The organism is Enterobacter sp. R-1.6.2 (genome assembly GCF_035064085.1).
Classification (GTDB): Bacteria; Pseudomonadota; Gammaproteobacteria; order Enterobacterales; family Enterobacteriaceae; genus Enterobacter; species Enterobacter asburiae_B.
This window is the reverse complement of the sequence record NZ_JASEYI010000019.1, coordinates 47,911-67,785: the sequence shown is the minus strand read 5'-3', so window position 1 is coordinate 67,785 and position 19,875 is coordinate 47,911. Positions and strand designations below refer to the sequence as shown.

General features: G+C 55.8%; 18 protein-coding genes. 9 read left to right on the top strand and 9 right to left on the bottom strand.

Annotation, left to right across the window (positions count from 1 at the left end):
* Positions 1–276: 276 nt before the first annotated feature.
* Positions 277–1,332: a porin OmpA gene (ompA, locus tag QMN93_RS19055; protein ID WP_023311028.1), complete on the top strand. Its 1,056-nt coding sequence runs from the start codon at positions 277–279 to the stop codon at positions 1,330–1,332.
* A gap of 63 nt (positions 1,333–1,395) precedes the next feature.
* On the opposite strand, the gene matP is transcribed toward ompA, so the two are convergent.
* Positions 1,396–1,848, bottom strand: coding sequence for a macrodomain Ter protein MatP (matP, locus tag QMN93_RS19050; protein WP_032658161.1), 453 nt, complete (start codon positions 1,846–1,848; stop codon positions 1,396–1,398).
* Between the two features lie 186 nt (positions 1,849–2,034).
* Here matP and QMN93_RS19045 point away from each other — a divergent pair, with 186 nt between their 5' ends.
* Together QMN93_RS19045 and fabA are read left to right on the top strand one after the other, a co-directional pair.
* Entirely contained in the window at positions 2,035–3,795 is a 1,761-nt protein-coding gene (locus QMN93_RS19045) for a Lon protease family protein (protein ID WP_182383273.1), read from the top strand.
* Positions 3,796–3,863: 68 nt separating this feature from the next.
* The gene (gene fabA, locus QMN93_RS19040; protein ID WP_008499931.1) at positions 3,864–4,382 is read left to right on the top strand and encodes a 3-hydroxyacyl-[acyl-carrier-protein] dehydratase FabA; all 519 of its coding nucleotides are present in this window, start codon (positions 3,864–3,866) and stop codon (positions 4,380–4,382) included.
* 71 nt (positions 4,383–4,453) lie between these two features.
* Here the strand turns inward: fabA and rmf are convergent, their stop codons facing one another.
* The 6 genes from rmf to rlmKL form a co-directional block, all read right to left on the bottom strand.
* Positions 4,454–4,621 carry a ribosome modulation factor gene (gene rmf, locus QMN93_RS19035; protein ID WP_013097261.1) on the bottom strand — a complete coding sequence of 56 codons (168 nt, stop codon included), beginning with the start codon at positions 4,619–4,621 and terminating at the stop codon, positions 4,454–4,456.
* 255 nt (positions 4,622–4,876) lie between these two features.
* Positions 4,877–5,443, bottom strand: a complete 567-nt coding sequence (gene pqiC, locus QMN93_RS19030; protein ID WP_064672232.1) for a membrane integrity-associated transporter subunit PqiC — start codon at positions 5,441–5,443, stop codon at positions 4,877–4,879.
* Complete coding sequence (gene pqiB, locus QMN93_RS19025; protein ID WP_033145117.1) at positions 5,440–7,080, bottom strand: intermembrane transport protein PqiB; 1,641 nt, start codon at positions 7,078–7,080, stop codon at positions 5,440–5,442. The genes pqiC and pqiB overlap by 4 nt, the downstream gene beginning before the upstream one ends.
* A gap of 4 nt (positions 7,081–7,084) precedes the next feature.
* Positions 7,085–8,338, bottom strand: coding sequence for a membrane integrity-associated transporter subunit PqiA (pqiA, locus tag QMN93_RS19020; RefSeq protein WP_064672231.1), 1,254 nt, complete (start codon positions 8,336–8,338; stop codon positions 7,085–7,087).
* Positions 8,339–8,351: 13 nt separating this feature from the next.
* Positions 8,352–10,259 carry an ABC transporter ATP-binding protein gene (locus QMN93_RS19015; protein ID WP_064672230.1) on the bottom strand — a complete coding sequence of 636 codons (1,908 nt, stop codon included), beginning with the start codon at positions 10,257–10,259 and terminating at the stop codon, positions 8,352–8,354.
* Between the two features lie 12 nt (positions 10,260–10,271).
* Positions 10,272–12,380, bottom strand: coding sequence for a bifunctional 23S rRNA (guanine(2069)-N(7))-methyltransferase RlmK/23S rRNA (guanine(2445)-N(2))-methyltransferase RlmL (gene rlmKL, locus QMN93_RS19010; RefSeq protein ID WP_039261606.1), 2,109 nt, complete (start codon positions 12,378–12,380; stop codon positions 10,272–10,274).
* Positions 12,381–12,478: 98 nt separating this feature from the next.
* On the opposite strand from rlmKL, the gene QMN93_RS19005 reads away from it, so the two are divergent.
* Complete coding sequence (locus QMN93_RS19005; protein ID WP_182383271.1) at positions 12,479–13,588, top strand: YcbX family protein; 1,110 nt, start codon at positions 12,479–12,481, stop codon at positions 13,586–13,588.
* On the opposite strand, the gene zapC is transcribed toward QMN93_RS19005, so the two are convergent.
* Positions 13,585–14,127: a cell division protein ZapC gene (zapC, locus tag QMN93_RS19000; RefSeq protein ID WP_023311020.1), complete on the bottom strand. Its 543-nt coding sequence runs from the start codon at positions 14,125–14,127 to the stop codon at positions 13,585–13,587. The two genes, QMN93_RS19005 and zapC, sit on opposite strands and share 4 nt — an antisense overlap.
* 165 nt (positions 14,128–14,292) lie before the next feature.
* On the bottom strand, positions 14,293–15,303 hold the full coding sequence (gene pyrD / locus QMN93_RS18995) for a quinone-dependent dihydroorotate dehydrogenase (protein ID WP_023311019.1): 1,011 nt from the start codon (positions 15,301–15,303) through the stop codon (positions 14,293–14,295).
* A 248-nt stretch (positions 15,304–15,551) separates the two neighbouring features.
* Between pyrD and ssuE the strand changes: the two genes are divergently transcribed.
* Genes ssuE through ssuB form a run of 5 tightly spaced genes read left to right on the top strand, consistent with a single transcriptional unit; the run spans position 15,552 to position 19,792 of the window.
* Positions 15,552–16,127: an NADPH-dependent FMN reductase gene (gene ssuE, locus QMN93_RS18990; RefSeq protein ID WP_058840881.1), complete on the top strand. Its 576-nt coding sequence runs from the start codon at positions 15,552–15,554 to the stop codon at positions 16,125–16,127.
* Complete coding sequence (locus QMN93_RS18985; RefSeq protein ID WP_039261603.1) at positions 16,120–17,082, top strand: sulfonate ABC transporter substrate-binding protein; 963 nt, start codon at positions 16,120–16,122, stop codon at positions 17,080–17,082. Before ssuE ends, QMN93_RS18985 begins: the two co-directional genes overlap by 8 nt.
* Positions 17,079–18,224, top strand: a complete 1,146-nt coding sequence (ssuD, locus tag QMN93_RS18980) for an FMNH2-dependent alkanesulfonate monooxygenase (protein WP_039261601.1) — start codon at positions 17,079–17,081, stop codon at positions 18,222–18,224. Before QMN93_RS18985 ends, ssuD begins: the two co-directional genes overlap by 4 nt.
* A 9-nt stretch (positions 18,225–18,233) precedes the next feature.
* A complete protein-coding gene (ssuC, locus tag QMN93_RS18975; RefSeq protein ID WP_023311016.1) occupies positions 18,234–19,025 on the top strand; it encodes an aliphatic sulfonate ABC transporter permease SsuC in 792 nt (263 codons plus the stop codon).
* Positions 19,022–19,792 (top strand): aliphatic sulfonates ABC transporter ATP-binding protein, encoded by a 771-nt coding sequence (ssuB, locus tag QMN93_RS18970; RefSeq protein ID WP_032658179.1) that lies wholly within the window; start codon positions 19,022–19,024, stop codon positions 19,790–19,792. The genes ssuC and ssuB overlap by 4 nt, the downstream gene beginning before the upstream one ends.
* Positions 19,793–19,875: the final 83 nt, after the last annotated feature.

Genomic DNA, 19,875 nt, shown 5'->3' with positions numbered 1-19,875 from the left:
GCTTGTCTGGTGCGGTTCTCCTTAATTTTATTGCACAAAATTCGTTCGAAAAATGTTAAATAATCGGTATACGGAACTTTTTTTTTCATATGCCTGACGGACTTCACACTTGTAAGTTTTCAGCTACGTTGTAGACTTTACATCGCCAGGGGTGCTCGGCCTAAGCCGAAGATATCGGTAGATTTATATTTGACCACGCCCCCCGGTGAAGGATTTAACCGTGATTCTCTCCTGAGACTTTCATGGCGAATTTTGGATGATAACGAGGCGCAAAAAATGAAAAAGACAGCTATCGCGATTGCAGTGGCACTGGCTGGCTTCGCTACCGTAGCGCAGGCCGCTCCGAAAGATAATACCTGGTATGCAGGTGGTAAACTGGGCTGGTCTCAGTTCCATGACACCGGCTGGTACAACAGCAGCCTGAACAATGATGGCCCAACTCACGAGAGCCAGCTTGGTGCAGGTGCGTTCGGTGGCTATCAGGTTAACCCGTATGTTGGTTTTGAAATGGGTTACGACTGGTTAGGTCGTATGCCATACAAAGGCGACACCATTAACGGCGCTTTCAAAGCACAGGGCGTTCAGCTGACCGCTAAACTGGGCTACCCAATCACTGACGATCTGGACGTGTACACCCGTCTGGGCGGCATGGTATGGCGCGCAGATTCCAGCAACAACATCTCTGGTGACAACCATGACACCGGTGTTTCCCCAGTATTCGCTGGTGGCGTTGAGTGGGCTATGACCCGCGACATCGCTACCCGTCTGGAATACCAGTGGGTTAACAACATCGGCGACGGCAACACCGTTGGTGTTCGTCCAGACAACGGCATGCTGAGCGTAGGTGTATCCTACCGTTTCGGCCAGCAGGAAGAAGCAGCTCCAGTTGTTGCTCCAGCGCCGGCTCCAGCTCCAGAAGTACAGACCAAGCACTTCACTCTGAAGTCTGACGTTCTGTTCAACTTCAACAAAGCGACTCTGAAACCAGAAGGTCAGCAGGCACTGGATCAGCTGTACACCCAGCTGAGCAACCTGGATCCTAAAGACGGTTCCGTAGTGGTTCTGGGCTTCACCGACCGTATCGGTTCTGACGCTTACAACCAGAAACTGTCTGAGAAACGTGCTCAGTCTGTTGTTGATTACCTGATCTCTAAAGGTATCCCAGCTAACAAGATCTCCCCACGTGGTATGGGCGAATCTAACCCAGTTACTGGCAACACCTGTGACAACGTGAAAGCTCGCGCTGCACTGATCGACTGCCTGGCTCCAGATCGTCGCGTAGAGATCGAAGTTAAAGGCATCAAAGACGTTGTAACTCAGCCAGCGGCATAAGTTATCGTCTTATAAAAAAACCCCGCCATGCGGGGTTTTTTATTGTCTGAAGAAAAGAAAAATCTATTTTTTACCCAACAGAGCCTGAAGGTCGTTCTTCAGCGTCGACATCTGGTTGGCGTACTTCTCTTTATGTTCGGCATCCTCAATCAGCTGCACGATGGTTTCCGACAGCGTTTTGCCCCGTCGTTGTGCCAGCCCAGCCAGGCGTTGCCAGACAACGAACTCCAGGTCGATTGATTTTTTGCGAGTGTGCTGATGCTCAGCATTAAAATGCCGTTTGCGTCGCGCGCGGATAGTTTGCTTCATCCGGTTTAACAACGCGGGATTGATGTGTTTCTCGATCCAGCCGTTAACCTGTACCGGTTCATTTTCGAGGGTCAGCAAAATATCCACGGCTTCTTGCGCAGCGCTGGCTTCGACGTAGCAGGTGATCAGCTCCCCTTCACGGTGCTTTTTGACCAGGTACTTCCATTTCCAGCCGCTTTCGAGATTTTCCAGTTGTTGATATTTCATTGCGATCTCAGTGTTACCACGTAACTCTGTTCAGAATATCAGTTTTTTAGCAATCTGCTGAAAAGAAATCATATCCTGTGAGTGAATGCAGCCAATCGCCCTGTCGAAATCCCCAATCCTGCTTGGGTACAGCCCCCCGCTTACGGTATACTCCACGCTTTTACATCTGACTAAAAAACATCAACTTTGACCATTACGAAACTTGCATGGCGTGACCTTGTTCCGGATACCGAAAGTTACCAGGAACTGTTTGCACAGCCCGAACTCGCAAAAGAACACGAATTCATCCTTAGCGATACGCAGCCTCGTTTGCATTATGCGCTGGAGCAGGTGTTAAGCCCATGGGCAACAGCGCCCTTCATGCTGCTCAAGGCCCCGGAAGAAGCGGAATACCTGACGCTGCTCGGTGATGCCGTGCGCCAGCTGAAGCCGGAAGCGAACGCAGTTTTTGGCGGCCAGTATCGTATTGCGGGACATGATGTCACTTTCGAACCAACGGCGCAGACCGATGGCCGTTTTGCCGTTAAAGGCGAAGTGATTACCGCTAACTGGGTCGAGGCGGAACAACTCTTTGGTTGTCTGCGCCAGTTTAACGGCGAACTTTCGCTGCAGCCAGGGCTGGTTCATCGCGCAAATGGCGGTGTTCTCATCATCTCACTGCGTACCCTGCTCTCGCAGCCGCTGCTGTGGATGCGTCTGAAAACTATCGTCAACCAGCAGCGTTTCGACTGGGTCGGCTACGACGAGTCTCGTCCTCTGCCTGTCTCTGTTCCGTCTATGCCGCTGTCGCTGACCGTCGTGCTGACGGGCGACCGCGAATCGCTGGCGGATTTCCAGGAAATGGAGCCAGAACTCGCTGAGCAGGCGGTGTATAGCGAATACGAAGACAACATCCAGATTGCTGACGCCGACGATATGGCGGAGTGGTGCCAGTGGGTGATGGCCGTTGCTGAGCGTTTTGCGCTGCCAACCCCTGCGGCTGACGCGTGGCCGGGCTTAATCCGCGAAGCGGTACGTTACACCGGAGACCAGGAAACGCTGCCGCTTTGCCCGCTCTGGATCGGCAAACAGCTGCGTGAAGTGGGTGTGATTAGCGGTAACGGGACGTTCACCGGAGAACAGCTCACTCAGATGCTGGCTCAGCGTGAGTGGCGAGAAGGCTATCTTGCCGACCGTATGCAGGATGAAATTCTGCTGGAACAAATTCTGGTGGAAACCGAAGGCGAACGCGTCGGGCAAATCAACGCCCTGTCGGTGATTGAATTTCCTGGCCATCCGCGCGCATTCGGGGAACCGTCCCGTATCAGCTGCGTTGTGCACATTGGCGATGGCGAGTTCACCGATATTGAACGAAAAGCCGAGCTGGGCGGCAACATTCACGCGAAAGGCATGATGATCATGCAGGCGTTTTTGATGTCAGAGCTGCAGCTTGAGCAACAGATCCCCTTCTCCGCCTCGCTGACGTTTGAGCAGTCCTACAGCGAAGTGGATGGTGATAGCGCCTCTATGGCCGAGCTGTGCGCCTTAATCAGCGCCCTGGCGGAAGTACCCATCAATCAGAACATCGCGATCACCGGTTCGGTGGACCAGTTCGGTCGTGCCCAGCCAGTGGGAGGCCTCAACGAAAAAATTGAAGGCTTCTTCTCCATCTGTCAGCAGCGCGGTTTAAACGGCAAACAGGGTGTGATTATTCCTGCTCCCAACGCACGCCATTTGAGCCTCAGTCAGGATATTCTGGATGCAGTTGAGCAAGAGCAATTCGCCATCTGGGCCATCGAAGGGATTGAGGATGCGCTACCCTTACTGACAAATCTGGTTTGGGATGGCGAAGGGCAAACTACCCTGATGCAGACTATCCAGGAGCGCATAGCTCAGGCGACGCAGCAGGATGCTCGTCATCGTTATCCATGGCCGTTACGCTGGCTGGGCTGGTTTAGTTCGAACTGATCGGACTTGTTCAGCGTACACGTGTTAGCTATCCTGCGTCCTTCACTAAAATAAGGCTTACTGAGAACATGGTAGATAAACGCGAATCCTATACAAAAGAAGATCTTCTTGCCTCTGGTCGCGGTGAACTGTTTGGCGCTAAAGGCCCACAGTTACCGGCCCCGAACATGCTGATGATGGACCGTGTCGTGAAAATGACCGAAACCGGCGGCAACTTCGATAAGGGTTACGTAGAAGCAGAACTCGATATCAACCCGGACCTGTGGTTCTTCGGTTGCCACTTTATTGGCGATCCGGTAATGCCTGGCTGTCTGGGCCTGGATGCCATGTGGCAGCTGGTTGGCTTCTATCTGGGCTGGCTGGGCGGCGAAGGTAAAGGCCGCGCGCTGGGCGTGGGCGAAGTAAAATTCACTGGCCAGGTTCTGCCTACGGCGAAGAAAGTGACCTATCGTATTCACTTCAAGCGCATCGTTAACCGCCGCCTGATTATGGGCCTGGCAGATGGCGAAGTGCTGGTCGACGGTCGTCTGATCTATAGCGCAAGCGACCTGAAAGTTGGCCTGTTCCAGGATACTTCAGCTTTCTGATCGTGCTTTTGGCACCCACAGAAAGGCGAAACCTCCGCATTGCGGAGGTTTCTTTTTTGAAAGAGACGTTATCAGGCTATGAGTGCCCTGTCGCCGATGGCTTCTCGCCAGCCTCCAAGCCATTGTGACCTTTGATTTATCGTCTGATAAGGACACATTTCTTTAGAACGTCCAGCGATGCCGGCCTGATAACCACGTTGATGAGCCCGTTCCAGGCGATCTCGTTTCTGTCTCTTCATGCCTCGTTTCCCTCATTCTTTTGTCTGGTGGAAAGAAAACAGTGTCTGCACTCAATGCACAGGCACAGATAACGAATACCCCGAATTAGTCGCATCGTCAATGTTCAAAATTCATACGGGTGTCATATTTGTGAGCTAGCCGGAAGTTCATTTGTACAAAAATTGTGACGTGGCACAAGTAACAAACTGAACTGAAAACGAAAAAAAACCGCAATCAGCAACAGGCCAACTGCGGTTTTTAATGATGAATTTTACTTATGGCAGCCGGGAAATTTCCCTTGCGATGCTGGCCGACTCCTGTGCCCAACCCTGAGCCAGAACTTTCACCATTTCGTCATAGCCATCTTTCTGCTGCTTCAGCTCCAGATGGAAAGGACGCTTAATCAGCTGCCCCTGATGGTTCAGCAACCACTCCCCGCTAATCACCACCGCACCGTCATAGCGGCCGTGGAAGCCCGTTACCGTGACGTTAAGCGTATCCTGGTCGTTACCCAGCGGCTGCGATGCGACAACCCAGCCCGGAAGCTGGCTGCCCAGATTGGCCACCAGCGTGTTACGCAGCTGCTGATCCAGCGGGCTGGCCCACAGGTTGTTCGTCGCAATCACGTATTTAACCTCGCTGGTCTGATAGACCACGCCGTTTCCTGCCAGATAATCCGGCACGGTAACCTGCTCAACCCACAGCTGGCGGTTTCCCTGGCTGGCCGTGCTTTGTCCACCGCTGTGTGTAGACACAGGCAGCTGATAGTAGCTTTTATTATCTACCCCTGAACTGCACGCCGTTAACAGCAGAGCGCCAACCATCAATAGCCACTTTTTCATTCTTTTGCCCTCTTCGGCTCAGGATCCTTTTTATCTTTCGCTTCGAACACCAGCGCATTGCTCTTCTCGTTGAGCGTTTTCAGCACCGGCTGCAGTTCACGCAAGACCTGATCAAGACGCTGCATATCTGCCACCATCTTGTTGTACGCCGCTGAACCCGGCTGGAAGCCCTGCATACTGCGGTTCAGCTCACGTAGCGTTTTCTGCATATCCTGCGGCAGCTGCTGCATGCTCTGGCTCGCAGTGATCTTGTTGATGTTATCCAGCGTGGTTTGCAGGCGACGCATCGTTGCCTGGCTTTCGCTCAGAGAGTTCGTCGCCGCTTCAATCATCGGATTCAGTGGCAGATTGTTGATCTTATCCAGCGTTTCCATCAGACGCTGCTGGATCTGAGCCAGACCGCTGCTCACCGTTGGGATGATCTTGTAGCCACCAAATTCACGAATACCGGTAATCGGCGGTGCTTTCGGGTAGAAGTCCATATCCACATACAGCGCACCGGTCACCAGATTACCCGTCTTCAAGGAACCTCGCAGACCACGGTCCATCAGTTGACTGATATGGGTGGCAATATCCTGATTCTCGCCAATCTGGTTAAGCAGACGTTCCGGCTCGATGCGGATCAGTACCGGAATACGGTAATCATCGTCAAGCATCTGGCTCAGGCCCGGAACAAAGAACGGAACTTGCCCAACCGTACCAAGACGAATACCTCGGAACTCAACGGGCGCGCCCGGCTGCAGGCCGCGGACGGAATCTTTGAAGAACATCAGGAAGTCGATGTGATCGGTATAAAGCGCGTCCTGAATGCTTCGCTGATCGTCAAAGAGTCTGAACGCCGTTTTCTCGGCAACCGGCTGCCCCAGATCCTGCCCTTCCGGCACATCAAAGCTCACCCCGCCGCCAAACAGCGTGGTTAAGGAACCCATTTCTACGCGCATCCCCGCCGACGTAAGATCGACCGCGATCCCGCTGTCCTTCCAGAAGCGAACGTTGCTGGTCACCAGACGATCGTTTGGCGCATTGATGAACAGCTGATAGCTGATGGTACGCTTTTGCGCATCGAAGGTGCTGGTTTCAACGGAACCGACGCGGTAGCCGCGGAACAGTACTGGATCACCCGCAGTGAGCTGACCCGCTTTTTTGCTGTCGAGGATCACGCGGATACCCTTGGCATCAGGCGGCGCAAGCGGCGGTGAGTCGAGAAGCTGATATTGCCCAGGCTGGCTGCCCTTCGTGCCGGGCTGCAGTTCAATGTAGGCCCCAGAGAGCAGCGTCCCTAAGCCGCTGATCCCTTCGCGCCCCACCTGCGGTTTAACGACCCAGAAAACGGAATCGCCGTGCAGCAGTTTTTCCATGCCGGCATTAAGGCGCGCCTTAATTTCCACATGGGTTAAATCGTCGGTCAGGGTTGCGCTTTCGACCACGCCCACGTCCACGCTACGGCTTTTGATGGTCGTTTTACCGCCCTCAATCCCCTCGGCATTGGTGGTTATCAGCGTGACTTCCGGTCCCTGATGGCTGTAATGATAAAACAGGATCCATGCACCGATCAGCGCGGTCACGATGGGGAAAATCCACACCGGCGACCAGTTTTTGACCTTCTGCACTTTCGCCTCTCCACTCTTATTTTCCATGCTCTTACTCTTCCTCATGGCTTGATTCAGGCTCACGATCCCACGATAAACGAGGGTCGAAGGTCATGGCCGCAAACATGGTCATAATCACGACCAGTGCAAACATTAAAGCCCCCATCGCGGGATAAATACTCATCAAACCGCCCATCCGCACCAGTGCAGAGAGAACGGCGATGACAAACACGTCAATCATTGACCAGCGTCCGACAAACTCGACCACTTCATAAATCAGGTGCATGCGCTCGCTGTCGCGTTTTCCATGCCCCTTCGCATCCCAACAGAGCCAGGCGATGGCGATCATTTTTAAGGTTGGCACCATAATACTGGCGATAAAGATCACGCCGGCGACAGGATAGGAACCTTCGCCCCACAGCAGGATCACCCCGGCGAGGATCGTCGAGGGCATTTTATCGCCGAGCAAATCGGTGATCATGATCGGTAGAATATTGGCAGGCAGATACAGCATGATGGAGGTGACCAGCAGGGCCATCGTCCACTGAAGGCTATTTTTACGGCGTACGTGACCTTTCGTTTCGCAGCGCGGACAAACGTCGAGATCGGCGGGCAGCACGGCGGTGCAGCACGGGCAGGAACGCAGCCCCTGACGAATGCCGGGCACGCCGACTTTTACCGTCTGCGCAAGCGTCGGTGCCGGGGCGATATCATCCCACGCCCAGCGTCTGTCCACGCACTGGAACGCGCGCAGCTGCAGGACACAGTACAGGCACCACGGAATAAAGCTGCTGCCGATCCCCACATCGCCGTACGCCATGAGCTTCACGAAACTGACCAGAATGCCCGCCAGAAAGATTTCAGCCATGCCCCAGCTTTTGAGCTGAAAAAGGATACGCGCGAGCCGGATTTTCAATGATGAGGGCATCCTGACGCGGTTGACCAGCAATAGGATAACGACCAGGCAAAAAGCCGGGACTACCTGGACAAACAGGAGAAAAAAGGTGCCGAGGCTGGCGTAATCTTCCGAGAACATCACGCCCGGGATTTCAAGCAGATCCACCTGGCTGGTTATCCCCCCCACCTTCATATAGATGAAGGGGAAGAGATTGGAGAGCAGCAGCATGAACAATGCTGCCAGAGCGTAAGCAGTGGGACGCTGCCGCGGCGCGTCCCACTCGGTTGTCAACGTTGCGCCGCAACGTGGACACAGGGCTTTATGTCCGTGACCAAGCTCTGGCAACGCCACGAGCATATCGCATTGCGAGCATAAAATATGCCTGTCGGCATGGTGCTGGTCACACATATGTTATCCCTGTCTATGCGCCGTTTTTCAGAGACTCAAGGTACTCCCAGCGCTCAAATGCTTCTTCCAGGGCTTTTTCAGCCGCGGACAGTTCAGCCAGTACTTTCTGAGTATAGTCATGCGATTGGGTAAAGAATGATGCATCAGCAACCTGTTTTTGCAGATCCTCAAGCGCGGCCTCCAGCTCTTCAAGACGCTGCGGTAGCCCCTCCAGTTCGCGCTGCAGGTTATAGCTTAGTTTAGCCGAGGTTTTCTTGACAGTTTCTGCTTTTGTTACAGCAGGTTCTGAACTTATTTTGGACTTTGACTGTTTCTGCGCCAGAGACTGCGATTGCTGCCCTTTTGCATCGTGATAACCGCCTACGTATTGTCCAATTTGCCCTTCACCTTCGAAGATCCAGCACTCGGTCACGGTGTTATCCACGAACTGACGATCGTGGCTAACCAGCATCACGGTCCCCTGATAACCGTCAATCAGTTCTTCGAGCAATTCCAGCGTTTCGACATCCAGGTCGTTCGTTGGTTCATCGAGAATCAACAGGTTACTTGGTTTCAGGAACAGACGCGCCAGCAGCAGACGATTACGCTCTCCGCCAGATAACGCACGAACAGGGGTCATCGCACGTTTCGGATGGAACAGGAAGTCCTGCAGATAGCCCAGCACGTGGCGCGGTTTGCCGTTTACCATTACCTCTTGCTTGCCTTCGGCGAGGTTATCCATCACCGTGCGGTCCGGATCCAGCTCCGCGCGGTGCTGGTCGAAGTAGGCCACTTCCAGCTTAGTCCCACAGTGAATGCGGCCGCTGTCGGCCTGCAGCTGGCCCAGCATCAGCTTCAGCAGCGTGGTTTTTCCGCAGCCGTTCGGGCCGATAAGCGCAATTTTGTCGCCGCGCTGCACCTGGGCGGAGAAATCTTTCACCAGCACTTTGCCATCAACCTGATAGTTGACGTTTTCCATTTCAAAGACAATCTTGCCGGAACGGGATGCTTCTTCCACCTGCATTTTGGCGCTGCCCATCACTTCACGGCGTTCGCTGCGCTCACGGCGCATTGCCTTCAGAGCGCGCACGCGGCCTTCGTTACGGGTACGGCGGGCCTTGATGCCCTGGCGAATCCACACCTCTTCCTGCGCCAGCTTGCGGTCGAACTCCGCATTTTGCAGCTCTTCCACGCGCAGGTTTTCTTCTTTCTCCAGCAGATAGGTGTCGTAATCGCCAGGATAGGTGACCAGCTTGCCGCGGTCGAGATCGACAATACGCGTCGCCATGTTGCGAATAAACGAACGGTCGTGCGAGATAAAGATGATGGTGCCGCTGAAGGTTTTCAGGAAACCTTCCAGCCAGTCAATCGCTTCGATATCCAGGTGGTTCGTCGGTTCGTCCAGCAGCAGCACCTTCGGCCCGCTGACCAGCGCGCGGCCCAGGGCCGCTTTACGCAGCCAGCCGCCGGAGAGCGCCGACAGCTCCATGTCCGGTTCCAGACCAAGCTGGGCCAGAACCTCGTTAATGCGGTTTTCAAGCTGCCACAGACCGTGGTGATCGAGCATCTCCTGCACTTTCGCCAGTTCGTTGAGGTTCTTGTCGCTCGGGTCGGTCATCACCAGATGCGAAATCTCGTGATAGCGCTTCAGGTATTCGGCCTGCTCAGAGATCCCTTCCGCCACGAAATCATAAACGCTGCCTGTCACGTGACGCGGCGGGTCCTGCTGGAGACGGGAGACGATCAGATCCTGCTCGTAAACGATGCGACCGTCATCCAGCCCCTGTTCGCGGTTGAGGATTTTCATCAGCGTGGATTTACCCGCGCCGTTACGGCCCACCAGACAGACGCGCTCGTTATCTTCGATATGCAGCTCTGCATTATCGAGAAGCGGCGAGTCGCTGAAAGAGAGCCACGCGCCGTGCATACTAATTAAAGACATTTATTTTTCCTTTCAGGCCGCGGTAATCAACCAGCAGTTATGAATTTGACGGTTACGGGCAAAGTCCTGAGACAGCGTTTTTTGGCTGATTTCTTGTGCTTTCAGTCCCAGGGCTGCTAAGCCGTCATGATCCATACGGAAGCCGCGTTTGTTGTTCGAGAACATAATGGTACCGCCCTTACGCAGCAGGCGCTTCAGGTCGGTCATCAGGCGCAGGTGATCGCGTTGAACGTCAAAGCTATCCTCCATGCGCTTGGAGTTGGAGAAGGTCGGCGGATCGATAAAGATCAGGTCGAACTGCTCGTCAGTATCACGCAGCCAGCCCAGCACGTCGGCCTGCATCAGTCGGTGCTGACGTCCGGTCAGCCCATTAAGACGCAGGTTGCGCTCCGCCCACTCCAGATAGGTGCGGGACATATCCACCGTGGTGGTGCTCCGCGCGCCGCCCAGACCCGCATGCACGCTCGCGCTGCCGGTATAGGAGAACAGGTTGAGGAAATCTTTGCCCTTGCTCATCTGGCCCAGCATGCGACGGGCGATACGGTGGTCGAGGAACAGGCCGGTATCCAGATAGTCTGTCAGGTTCACCCACAGGCGAGCGTTGTATTCGCCCACTTCGATGAAGTCGCCCTTCTCGCCCATCTTCTGGTACTGATTTTTCCCTTTCTGACGCTCGCGGGTTTTCAGCACCAGCTTGTTCGGCGCAATGCCGAGCACGGCGATGGTGGCCGCGATAACGTCCAGCATGCGCTGACGCGCTTTTTGCGCATCAATGGTTTTCGGTGGCGCATATTCCTGAATCACCACCCAGTCCGCGTAGCGGTCAACCGCCACGTTATACTCCGGCAGGTCGGCGTCGTACAGGCGGTAGCATTCAATCCCTTCCTGCTTCGCCCACTTTTCATATTTTTTCAGGTTCTTGCGCAGGCGGTTGGCATAATCTTCCGCCACGCCGGATGGCTTACTGTCCGCCGCTTTCTCCGCCAGATGGTAGTTTTTCTGCACGCAGTCCAGCGGGCCGTTTTTCGCCTTAAACTGGCGATCGGCACGCAGCTGCAGGCAGCTCAGCAGCTCCGGCGAGGCGCTAAACAGCGACAGGTTCCAGCCGCCGAAGTAGTCCTTCATATTGCGGCCCAGCAGGCTGTGCAGGGCAATCAGCGCCGGCTCGCTGTCCAGACGCTCGCCGTAAGGCGGGTTGCTGATCACGGTACCGTACGGACCTTTTGGCAGCGGGTTGGTCAGATTCGCCACGTCTTTCACCTCGAAGGTGACCAGCTCGCCGATACCGGCGCGACGGGCGTTGCTGCGCGCGCGTTCGATTACGCGCGGGTCGCTGTCCGAACCGTAGAAGTGGGAGGTGTACTCCGCCAGACCTTTACGCGCGCGGGTCTGCGCGTCGTCTTTGACCTCTTTCCAGAGCGCTTCGTCGTGCTGGGCCCAGCCTTTAAAGCCCCAGTGACCGCGATGCAGGCCCGGCGCGCGGTCGGTTGCCAGCATGGCCGCTTCAATCAGCAACGTACCGGAACCGCACATCGGATCGAGCAGCGGCGTGCCCGGCTGCCAGCCGGAGCGCATTACAATGGCGGCGGCCAGGGTTTCTTTAATTGGCGCCATACCGGTACGATCGCGGTAGCCGCGCAGGTGCAGGCCCGCGCCGCTCAGATCGAGAGAAATACTCGCCGTGTCACCGTTGAGCCAGACGTTAATACGCAGATCCGGATTTTCGCGATCGACGTTCGGACGTTCCTTATTTTTACGCGTAAAGCAGTCCACAATGGCGTCTTTTACGCGCAGGGCACCGTACTGGCTGTTGCGGATCTCGTCGTTCACGCCGTTGAAATGCACCGCAAAGGTGGCATTGGGCGTGAAGATCTCTGTCCAGTCGATCATCTGTACGCCGGTATAGAGGTCCAGGTCGCTATAGACCTTGCACTCCTTCATCGGCAGCATGATGCGCGACGCCAGACGGCTCCACATCAGGCTCTGGTAAATAAGCCGCGTGTCGCCCTCAAAATGGACACCACCCTGAACCACCTGGCACTCTTGCGCGCCCAGGCTTTCCAGTTCAGTTTTTAACAGCTCTTCCAGCCCACGGGCCGTACTGGCAAACAGAGAATTCATATCGTCACTTTTACTCTTAGAAAATTGTCGCGCATTATAGCTAATATGGCGTGTATGTCATAAAGTTGAAGGCTTATTTTCATTTGTGGGAGTGTGCAGTGGCGACGTTATCCAGGCTTTTTATTCATCCGGTGAAATCCATGCGCGGCATCGGCGTCTCTCACGCGCTGGCCGACATGAGCGGATTCGCCTTCGATCGTATTTTGATGGTCACCGAGCCTGACGGCACGTTCATCACCGCACGCCAGTTCCCGCAGATGGTTCGCTTTACCCCTTCCCCGCTTCATGACGGTTTGCACCTTACCGCGCCGGACGGTTCCAGCGCGGTCATTCGCTTTGCTGATTTTGCGCCTGTCGATGCGCCAACGGAAGTGTGGGGCAATCATTTTACCGCGCGCATCGCCCCGGATGAGATTAACCGCTGGCTGAGCGGTTTCTTCTCCCGCGACGTGCAGCTGCGCTGGGTAGGTCCTGAACCGACGCGTCGCGTGAAGCGCCACGACGCCGTTCCCCTCTCCTTCGCCGATGGTTTCCCGTTCCTGCTGACTAACGAAGCCTCGCTGCGTGATTTACAAGGCCGCTGCAAGGCCAGCGTTCAGATGGAACAGTTCCGTCCGAACCTGGTGGTCACGGGCGCCGACGCCTGGGAAGAAGACACCTGGAAAGTGATCCGCATCGGCAGCGTCATCTTTGATGTCGTAAAACCCTGCAGCCGCTGCATTTTCACCACGGTGAGCCCTGAGAAAGGCCAGAAGCACCCTTCCGGCGAACCGCTGAAGACGCTGCAGTCGTTCCGCACCGCGCAGGATAACGGCGATGTGGATTTCGGGCAGAACCTGATCCCTCGCTCCAGCGGCGCAATCCGCGTCGGTGATGAGGTAGAAATTCTTGCCCGAGGACCTGCAAAAGCGTACGGCTCAGGTCAGGAAGAAGAAATGGTCGACGTTGTGACGAATGCCGCCTCTGCGGTAGATATTCACTGGCAGGGCAACGTCATCCGTGGCAACAACCAGCAGGTATTACTTGAGCAACTGGAGCAGGCAGGTATTCGCGTACCCTATTCCTGTCGCGCAGGCATTTGCGGATGCTGCCGCATCAGGCTGGTGGATGGAGAGGTCAGTGCGCTGAAAAAATCGGCAATTGGAAATGACGGCACAATTCTGTGCTGTAGCTGCATACCGAAAACGTCCGTACAGCTGGAAGCTTAAACCGCCTGTTCAAGGCTGAAGGAGTCTACGCGCAGCTGCGGCTTCAGCCTGTCGTTCATCACTTTAATGGCATCGCCAAGCTGCATCGTCCGCCCGGCAATGGTTACGCCGGGCTGTGCCAGCAGGCAGAGCGCAGCATTTTCGCCAGGCTCAACCACCAGCAGGCTCACCTCTTCTGCGGTATCGCTCAGATTGACGCTGGCCGCGTCACCCGTTGCCGGGGTCCAGCTCATACCATGCGCAAGAAAATGCCAGCTTTTTGGCATTTGCGGTTTCAGGAAGCGGATAGCCACCAGCGCATTTAATACCAGCTCGGCACGCTGCTCTTTAGAGAGCACCAGATCGCGGCATTTTTCTTCAAAGGAGAAATAAAGCGCCGCATCGTCAACGCAAAAGCCCGACGGGGAAAATGCATCCGGGGTTAACATTCGGCGGGCAAAACGAGAACGAAACAACATGCCATTGGCTAAATCGAGCATCATTCGGTCATGCTCGTCGCAAAAATACCAGCGCCAGTTATCGTCAGGTTTAATTCGCATGTGTCTCTCCCGTCCCCAAACGTCCTGTACTAAAAATGTCCTGTTTGCCGCCTCGTTTATAACACCATTAATAAAAGACTATAATGACTAAATAAGCAACAGTGACGGAATATAAAACAACCAGGGCTGGAAATAAAGCCCTGGTTGTCTGATTAAGAGAAAAGATTAGATATGAGTAACGATTTCTTTAATCAGCGGCGGTCCTTTAAAAATAAAGCCGGAATAGATTTGCACCAGTGATGCACCCGCCGCCATCTTCTCGCGCGCAGCAATCACTGAGTCAATGCCGCCGACGCCAATAATCGGCAGACGTCCTTTTAATTCCGCAGACAGGGCGCGAATAATTTCGGTGCTTTTTAATTGCACCGGACGTCCACTTAACCCACCCGCTTCGTCACAGTTTTTCATTCCCTGCACGAGGGAACGATCGAGAGTGGTATTGGTCGCAATAACACCATCAATATTATGGCGAACCAAACTGTCGGCAACCTGGATCAATTCTTCAGGAGAAAGATCCGGGGCGATCTTAACCGCGACCGGAACATATTTATGGTGGATCGTCTGGAGTTCATTTTGTTTATTTTTAATGGCACTCAGAAGATCGTCCAGCGCTTCGCCATATTGTAAGGAACGCAGACCCGGAGTATTGGGTGAAGAAATATTCACCGCAATATAACCGGCATAGGCGTAGACTTTTTCCATACAAATCAGATAGTCATCTTTACCCTGCTCTACCGGCGTGTCTTTATTTTTACCGATATTGATGCCTAATATTCCGTCAAAATGGGCTTTTTTTACGTTCTCAACCAGGTGATCAACACCGAGGTTATTAAAGCCCATGCGGTTGATCAGCCCTTCGGCTTCAACCAGGCGGAACAGGCGCGGCTTGTCATTTCCCGGCTGCGGGCGCGGCGTGACGGTACCGATTTCAATGGAGCCAAAGCCCATCGCGCCCAGGGCATCAATGCACTCGCCATTTTTGTCCAGCCCGGCCGCCAGACCCAGCGGATTCTTAAAGGTCAGACCCATGCACTGCACAGGTTTTTCCGGCACATTCTGACGCACCAGAGCGGCCAGCGGCGTTCCGGTAATACGACGTAATTGCTGGAATGTAAATTCATGAGCGCGCTCAGGGTCGAGCTGGAAAAGGGCTTTACGAACGAAGGGGTAGTACATGAACTCTCCTGGATTCCCGGTGTGCAAACCGGGAGGGGATTATGGGCGATCCACGCGCGAAAGGGAATTGACCTGCGGCAAAAAATCAGCGTAAAACGCAATCGTTTACCTCCCCGTCTATTTCTTATGCACTTTTTCGCATTTTAATTGCAGATAAATCATTTAGTGGAATAACCGCGCGGTGTCACACTCCTGAAAATTGTTATGAATGTTAGATAAAAGCAAACAATTGGTTATAAGGAGGAAGTATGCGCGTCATTACCCTGGCCGGAAGTCCACGATTCCCTTCGCGCTCCAGCGCCCTGCTGGAATATGCCCGCGAAAAACTCAATGCCCTGGATGTGGAAGTGTGCCACTGGAACCTGCATAACTTCGAACCTGAAGATCTGCTTTACGCCCGCTTCGACAGCCCAGCGCTGAAAACGCTCATCGAGCAGCTTAACGGCGCTGACGGCTTAATTGTGGCAACGCCTATTTATAAAGCCTCTTTTTCCGGGGCGCTGAAAACCCTGCTCGATCTGCTTCCGGAGCGCGCCCTGGACGGCAAAGTCGTGCTGCCGCTGGCAACGGGCGGTACGGTTGCCCATTTACTGGCCGTGGATTATGCCCTGAAGCCGGTGCTGAACGCGCTGAAAGCGCAGGAGATCCTCCACGGCGTTTTCGCAGATGACTCCCAGGTTATCGATTATCAACATAAACCTCATTTTACGCCGAACCTGCAAACCCGCCTCGATACTGCCCTGGAAACCTTCTGGCATGCCCTGCACCGCCGGGATATCCAGGCGCCGGCATTTGGTCAGTCTCAAGGAGTCGCACATGTTTAAAACGTTAACCCGCATCGGCCTGGCAGGTCTGATGGCGCTTACCTCGCTGGCCCATGCCGCAGAAGCGGCTCCGGAAAGTTTGCGCATTGGCTATCAGAAAGGCAGCGTCAGCATGGTGCTGGCGAAAAGCCATCAGCTTCTGGAAAAACGCTTCCCGGACACCAAATTCTCCTGGGTGGAGTTCCCGGCTGGCCCGCAGATGCTGGAGGCCCTGAACGTCGGCAGTATCGATCTCGGCAGCACGGGTGATATTCCGCCGATATTCGCCCAGGCGGCGGGAGCGGACCTCGTCTATGTTGGCGTTGAGCCGCCCAAACCGAAGGCCGAAGTGATCCTGGTGCCTGAAAACAGCGACATTAAAAGCGTCGCGGACCTCAAAGGGCATAAAGTGGCTTTCCAGAAAGGTTCCAGCTCGCACAACCTGCTGCTGCGTGCCCTGCAGGAAGCCGGGCTCAAGTTCACTGACATTCAGCCCGTTTATCTGACGCCTGCCGACGCGCGCGCCGCGTTCCAGCAGAAGAACGTTGATGCCTGGGCCATCTGGGATCCGTACTACTCCGCCGCATTGCTGCAGGGCGGCGTTCGCGTGCTGAAAGACGGTACCACGCTGAAGCAGACCGGCTCGTTCTATCTGGCCGCGCGTCCTTATGCGGAAAAGAACGGCGCATTTATCCAGGGCGTACTGGATACCTTTACTCAGGCCGATGCGCTGACCCAGACCCAGCGTCAGGAGAGCATTGCCCTGCTGGCGAAAACCATGGGCTTACCTGAGCCGGTGATCGCGAGCTATCTCAACCACCGTCCGCCGACCACCATTACGCCCGTGGACGCGCACGTCGCCGCGCTTCAGCAACAAACGGCTGACCTTTTCTATCAAAACCACCTGGTGCCAAAACAGGTCACTATTCGCGAACGCATCTGGCAGCCCGCAGGCAAAGAAGGAGCTAAATCATGAGTCTGAATCTTTTCTGGTTTTTACCCACCCACGGTGATGGACACTATCTTGGTACAGAAGAGGGCTCGCGCCCGGTTGACCACGGCTACCTGCAGCAGATTGCGCAGGCGGCGGACCGAATCGGTTTCACCGGAGTGCTGATCCCGACCGGACGTTCATGTGAAGATGCCTGGCTGGTCGCCGCGTCGATGATCCCGGTCACCCAGCGTCTGAAGTTCCTGGTTGCCTTACGCCCGAGCGTGGTCTCCCCCACCGTGGCGGCGCGTCAGGCGGCAACGCTGGACAGGCTGTCCAACGGCCGCGCCCTGTTTAACCTGGTGACGGGCAGCGATCCGCAGGAGCTGGCGGGCGATGGGGTGTTCCTCGACCATACCGAGCGCTACGAAGCTTCCGCCGAGTTCACCCGCGTCTGGCGACGTCTGCTGGAAGGTGAAACCGTCACCTTTGAAGGCAAGCATATTCACGTTCGTGACGCGAAGCTCTACTTCCCGCCGGTGCAGCAGCCGCGACCGCCGCTCTATTTTGGCGGATCGTCGGACGTAGCCCAGGATCTGGCGGCAGAGCAGGTCGATCTCTATCTGACCTGGGGCGAACCGCCTGAGCTGGTGAAAGAAAAAATTGCCCAGGTACGCGCTAAGGCGGCCGCCCATGGTCGCAAGGTGCGCTTCGGCATTCGCCTGCACGTAATTGTGCGGGAAACCAATGAAGAAGCCTGGCAGGCCGCCGACCGCCTGATCTCCCACCTGGACGATGAGACCATCGCCAGGGCGCAGGCCGCGTTTGCGAAAACCGACTCCGTCGGACAGCACCGAATGGCGTCCCTGCACAACGGCAAGCGCGAGAACCTGGAGATCAGCCCGAACCTGTGGGCGGGCGTTGGCCTGGTGCGCGGCGGTGCGGGCACGGCGCTGGTCGGCGACGGACCGACCGTAGCCGCCCGGATTAATGAATACGCAGACCTGGGTATCGACAGCTTTATTCTCTCCGGTTATCCGCATCTGGAAGAGGCGTACAAGGTGGGCGAGCTGTTATTCCCGCATCTGGATGTCGCCATCCCGGAGATTCCGCAGCCGCAGCGGCTTCAGCTTCAGGGCGAAGCCGTGGCGAACGAGTTTATTCCACGCAAAGCCGCACAGAGCTAAGGAGTGACCATGTCTGCCACCTCCCAAAAATGGTTGCTGCGCGCCGCGCCGTGGTTTTTACCCGTCGGCATTGTGGCTCTCTGGCAGCTCGCGTCGTCCACCGGCTGGCTGTCGAGCCGCATTCTGCCCTCTCCGGAGGGCGTCGTAGAAGCGTTCTGGTCGCTGAGCGTCAGCGGTGAGCTGTGGCAGCATCTGGCGATCAGCTCCTGGCGCGCCGTGATTGGGTTTTCCATCGGCGGTAGCATCGGTCTGGTTCTGGGCCTGATCAGCGGCCTTTCCCGCTGGGGCGAGCGGCTGCTGGATACCTCCATTCAGATGCTGCGCAACGTGCCGCATCTGGCGCTGATCCCGCTGGTTATCCTGTGGTTTGGCATTGATGAGAGCGCCAAGATCTTCCTCGTGGCGCTGGGTACACTGTTCCCGATTTACATCAACACCTGGCACGGCATCCGCAACATCGATCGCGGTCTGGTGGAGATGGCACGCAGCTACGGCTTGTCCGGTTTTTCTCTCTTTATCCACGTGATCCTGCCTGGCGCCCTGCCCTCCATTATGGTCGGGGTGCGTTTTGCGCTCGGTCTGATGTGGCTGACGCTGATTGTGGCGGAGACCATCTCGGCCAACTCAGGTATTGGCTACCTGGCGATGAACGCCCGCGAATTCCTGCAAACGGACGTGGTGGTGGTTGCCATCATTCTGTATGCCCTGCTCGGCAAGCTCGCCGACGTCAGCGCCCAGTGGCTGGAGCGCAGCTGGCTGCGCTGGAACCCGGCCTATACCCTTCAGGAGGCGAAAGCATGAATACTGCACGACTGAACCAGGGAACGCCGTTACTGCTGAACGGCGTGACCAAACGCTACGGCGAAAACACCATTCTTAACGGGCTGGATCTGCATATTCCCGCCGGACAATTTGTGGCCGTTGTCGGGCGCAGCGGCGGCGGCAAGAGTACCCTGCTACGACTTCTGGCCGGGCTGGAAGCCCCCAACGGCGGTGACATTCTGGCAGGAACGACGCCGCTTTCGAATATTCAGGACGATACCCGCATGATGTTTCAGGATGCACGCCTGCTGCCGTGGAAAACGGTTATCGACAATGTCGGGCTCGGTCTTAAGGGCAGCTGGCGGGATGAAGCCCGCCAGGCGCTGGCCGCCGTTGGGCTGGAAAATCGTGCGGGTGAATGGCCTGCCGCCCTCTCGGGTGGGCAGAAGCAGCGCGTGGCGCTGGCGCGGGCGTTGATTCACCGTCCGGGCTTGCTGTTGCTTGATGAACCGCTCGGCGCGCTCGACGCCCTGACGCGGATCGAAATGCAGGATTTGATTGGCTCCCTGTGGCAGGCGCACGGCTTTACGGTACTGCTGGTGACGCATGACGTGAGCGAGGCCGTCGCGATGGCTGACCGGGTGCTGCTAATTGAGGACGGGAAAATAGGCCTGGATCTGACGGTGGATCTTCCGCGCCCTCGCCGCGTGGGCTCGGCAAGGCTGGCGGAGCTGGAAGCTGAGGTATTGGATCGGGTGATGAAGCGCGGGGGGACGGAGTTACAGCGAGCCAAGGCTAATGCCTGATGCCCTCACCCCGGCCCTCTCCCACGGGGAGAAAACACAAAAAACGGCAACCGAGGTTGCCGTTCTGCTTTTACCTGCCCACA

Bases quoted from the DNA above. Each gene is read 5' to 3' on its own strand.
- ssuB (WP_032658179.1), top strand. From the start codon at position 19,022: ATGAATACTGCACGACTGAACCAGGGAACGCCGTTACTGCTGAACGGC.
- fabA (WP_008499931.1), top strand. From the start codon at position 3,864: ATGGTAGATAAACGCGAATCCTATACAAAAGAAGATCTTCTTGCCTCT.
- ompA (WP_023311028.1), top strand. From the start codon at position 277: ATGAAAAAGACAGCTATCGCGATTGCAGTGGCACTGGCTGGCTTCGCT.
- rmf (WP_013097261.1), bottom strand. From the start codon at position 4,621: ATGAAGAGACAGAAACGAGATCGCCTGGAACGGGCTCATCAACGTGGT.
- pqiB (WP_033145117.1), bottom strand. From the start codon at position 7,080: ATGGAAAATAAGAGTGGAGAGGCGAAAGTGCAGAAGGTCAAAAACTGG.
- QMN93_RS18985 (WP_039261603.1), top strand. From the start codon at position 16,120: ATGTTTAAAACGTTAACCCGCATCGGCCTGGCAGGTCTGATGGCGCTT.
- pyrD (WP_023311019.1), bottom strand. From the start codon at position 15,303: ATGTACTACCCCTTCGTTCGTAAAGCCCTTTTCCAGCTCGACCCTGAG.
- ssuD (WP_039261601.1), top strand. From the start codon at position 17,079: ATGAGTCTGAATCTTTTCTGGTTTTTACCCACCCACGGTGATGGACAC.
- ssuE (WP_058840881.1), top strand. From the start codon at position 15,552: ATGCGCGTCATTACCCTGGCCGGAAGTCCACGATTCCCTTCGCGCTCC.
- pqiC (WP_064672232.1), bottom strand. From the start codon at position 5,443: ATGAAAAAGTGGCTATTGATGGTTGGCGCTCTGCTGTTAACGGCGTGC.
- matP (WP_032658161.1), bottom strand. From the start codon at position 1,848: ATGAAATATCAACAACTGGAAAATCTCGAAAGCGGCTGGAAATGGAAG.
- pqiA (WP_064672231.1), bottom strand. From the start codon at position 8,338: ATGTGTGACCAGCACCATGCCGACAGGCATATTTTATGCTCGCAATGC.
- ssuC (WP_023311016.1), top strand. From the start codon at position 18,234: ATGTCTGCCACCTCCCAAAAATGGTTGCTGCGCGCCGCGCCGTGGTTT.
- zapC (WP_023311020.1), bottom strand. From the start codon at position 14,127: ATGCGAATTAAACCTGACGATAACTGGCGCTGGTATTTTTGCGACGAG.
- rlmKL (WP_039261606.1), bottom strand. From the start codon at position 12,380: ATGAATTCTCTGTTTGCCAGTACGGCCCGTGGGCTGGAAGAGCTGTTA.
- QMN93_RS19015 (WP_064672230.1), bottom strand. From the start codon at position 10,259: ATGTCTTTAATTAGTATGCACGGCGCGTGGCTCTCTTTCAGCGACTCG.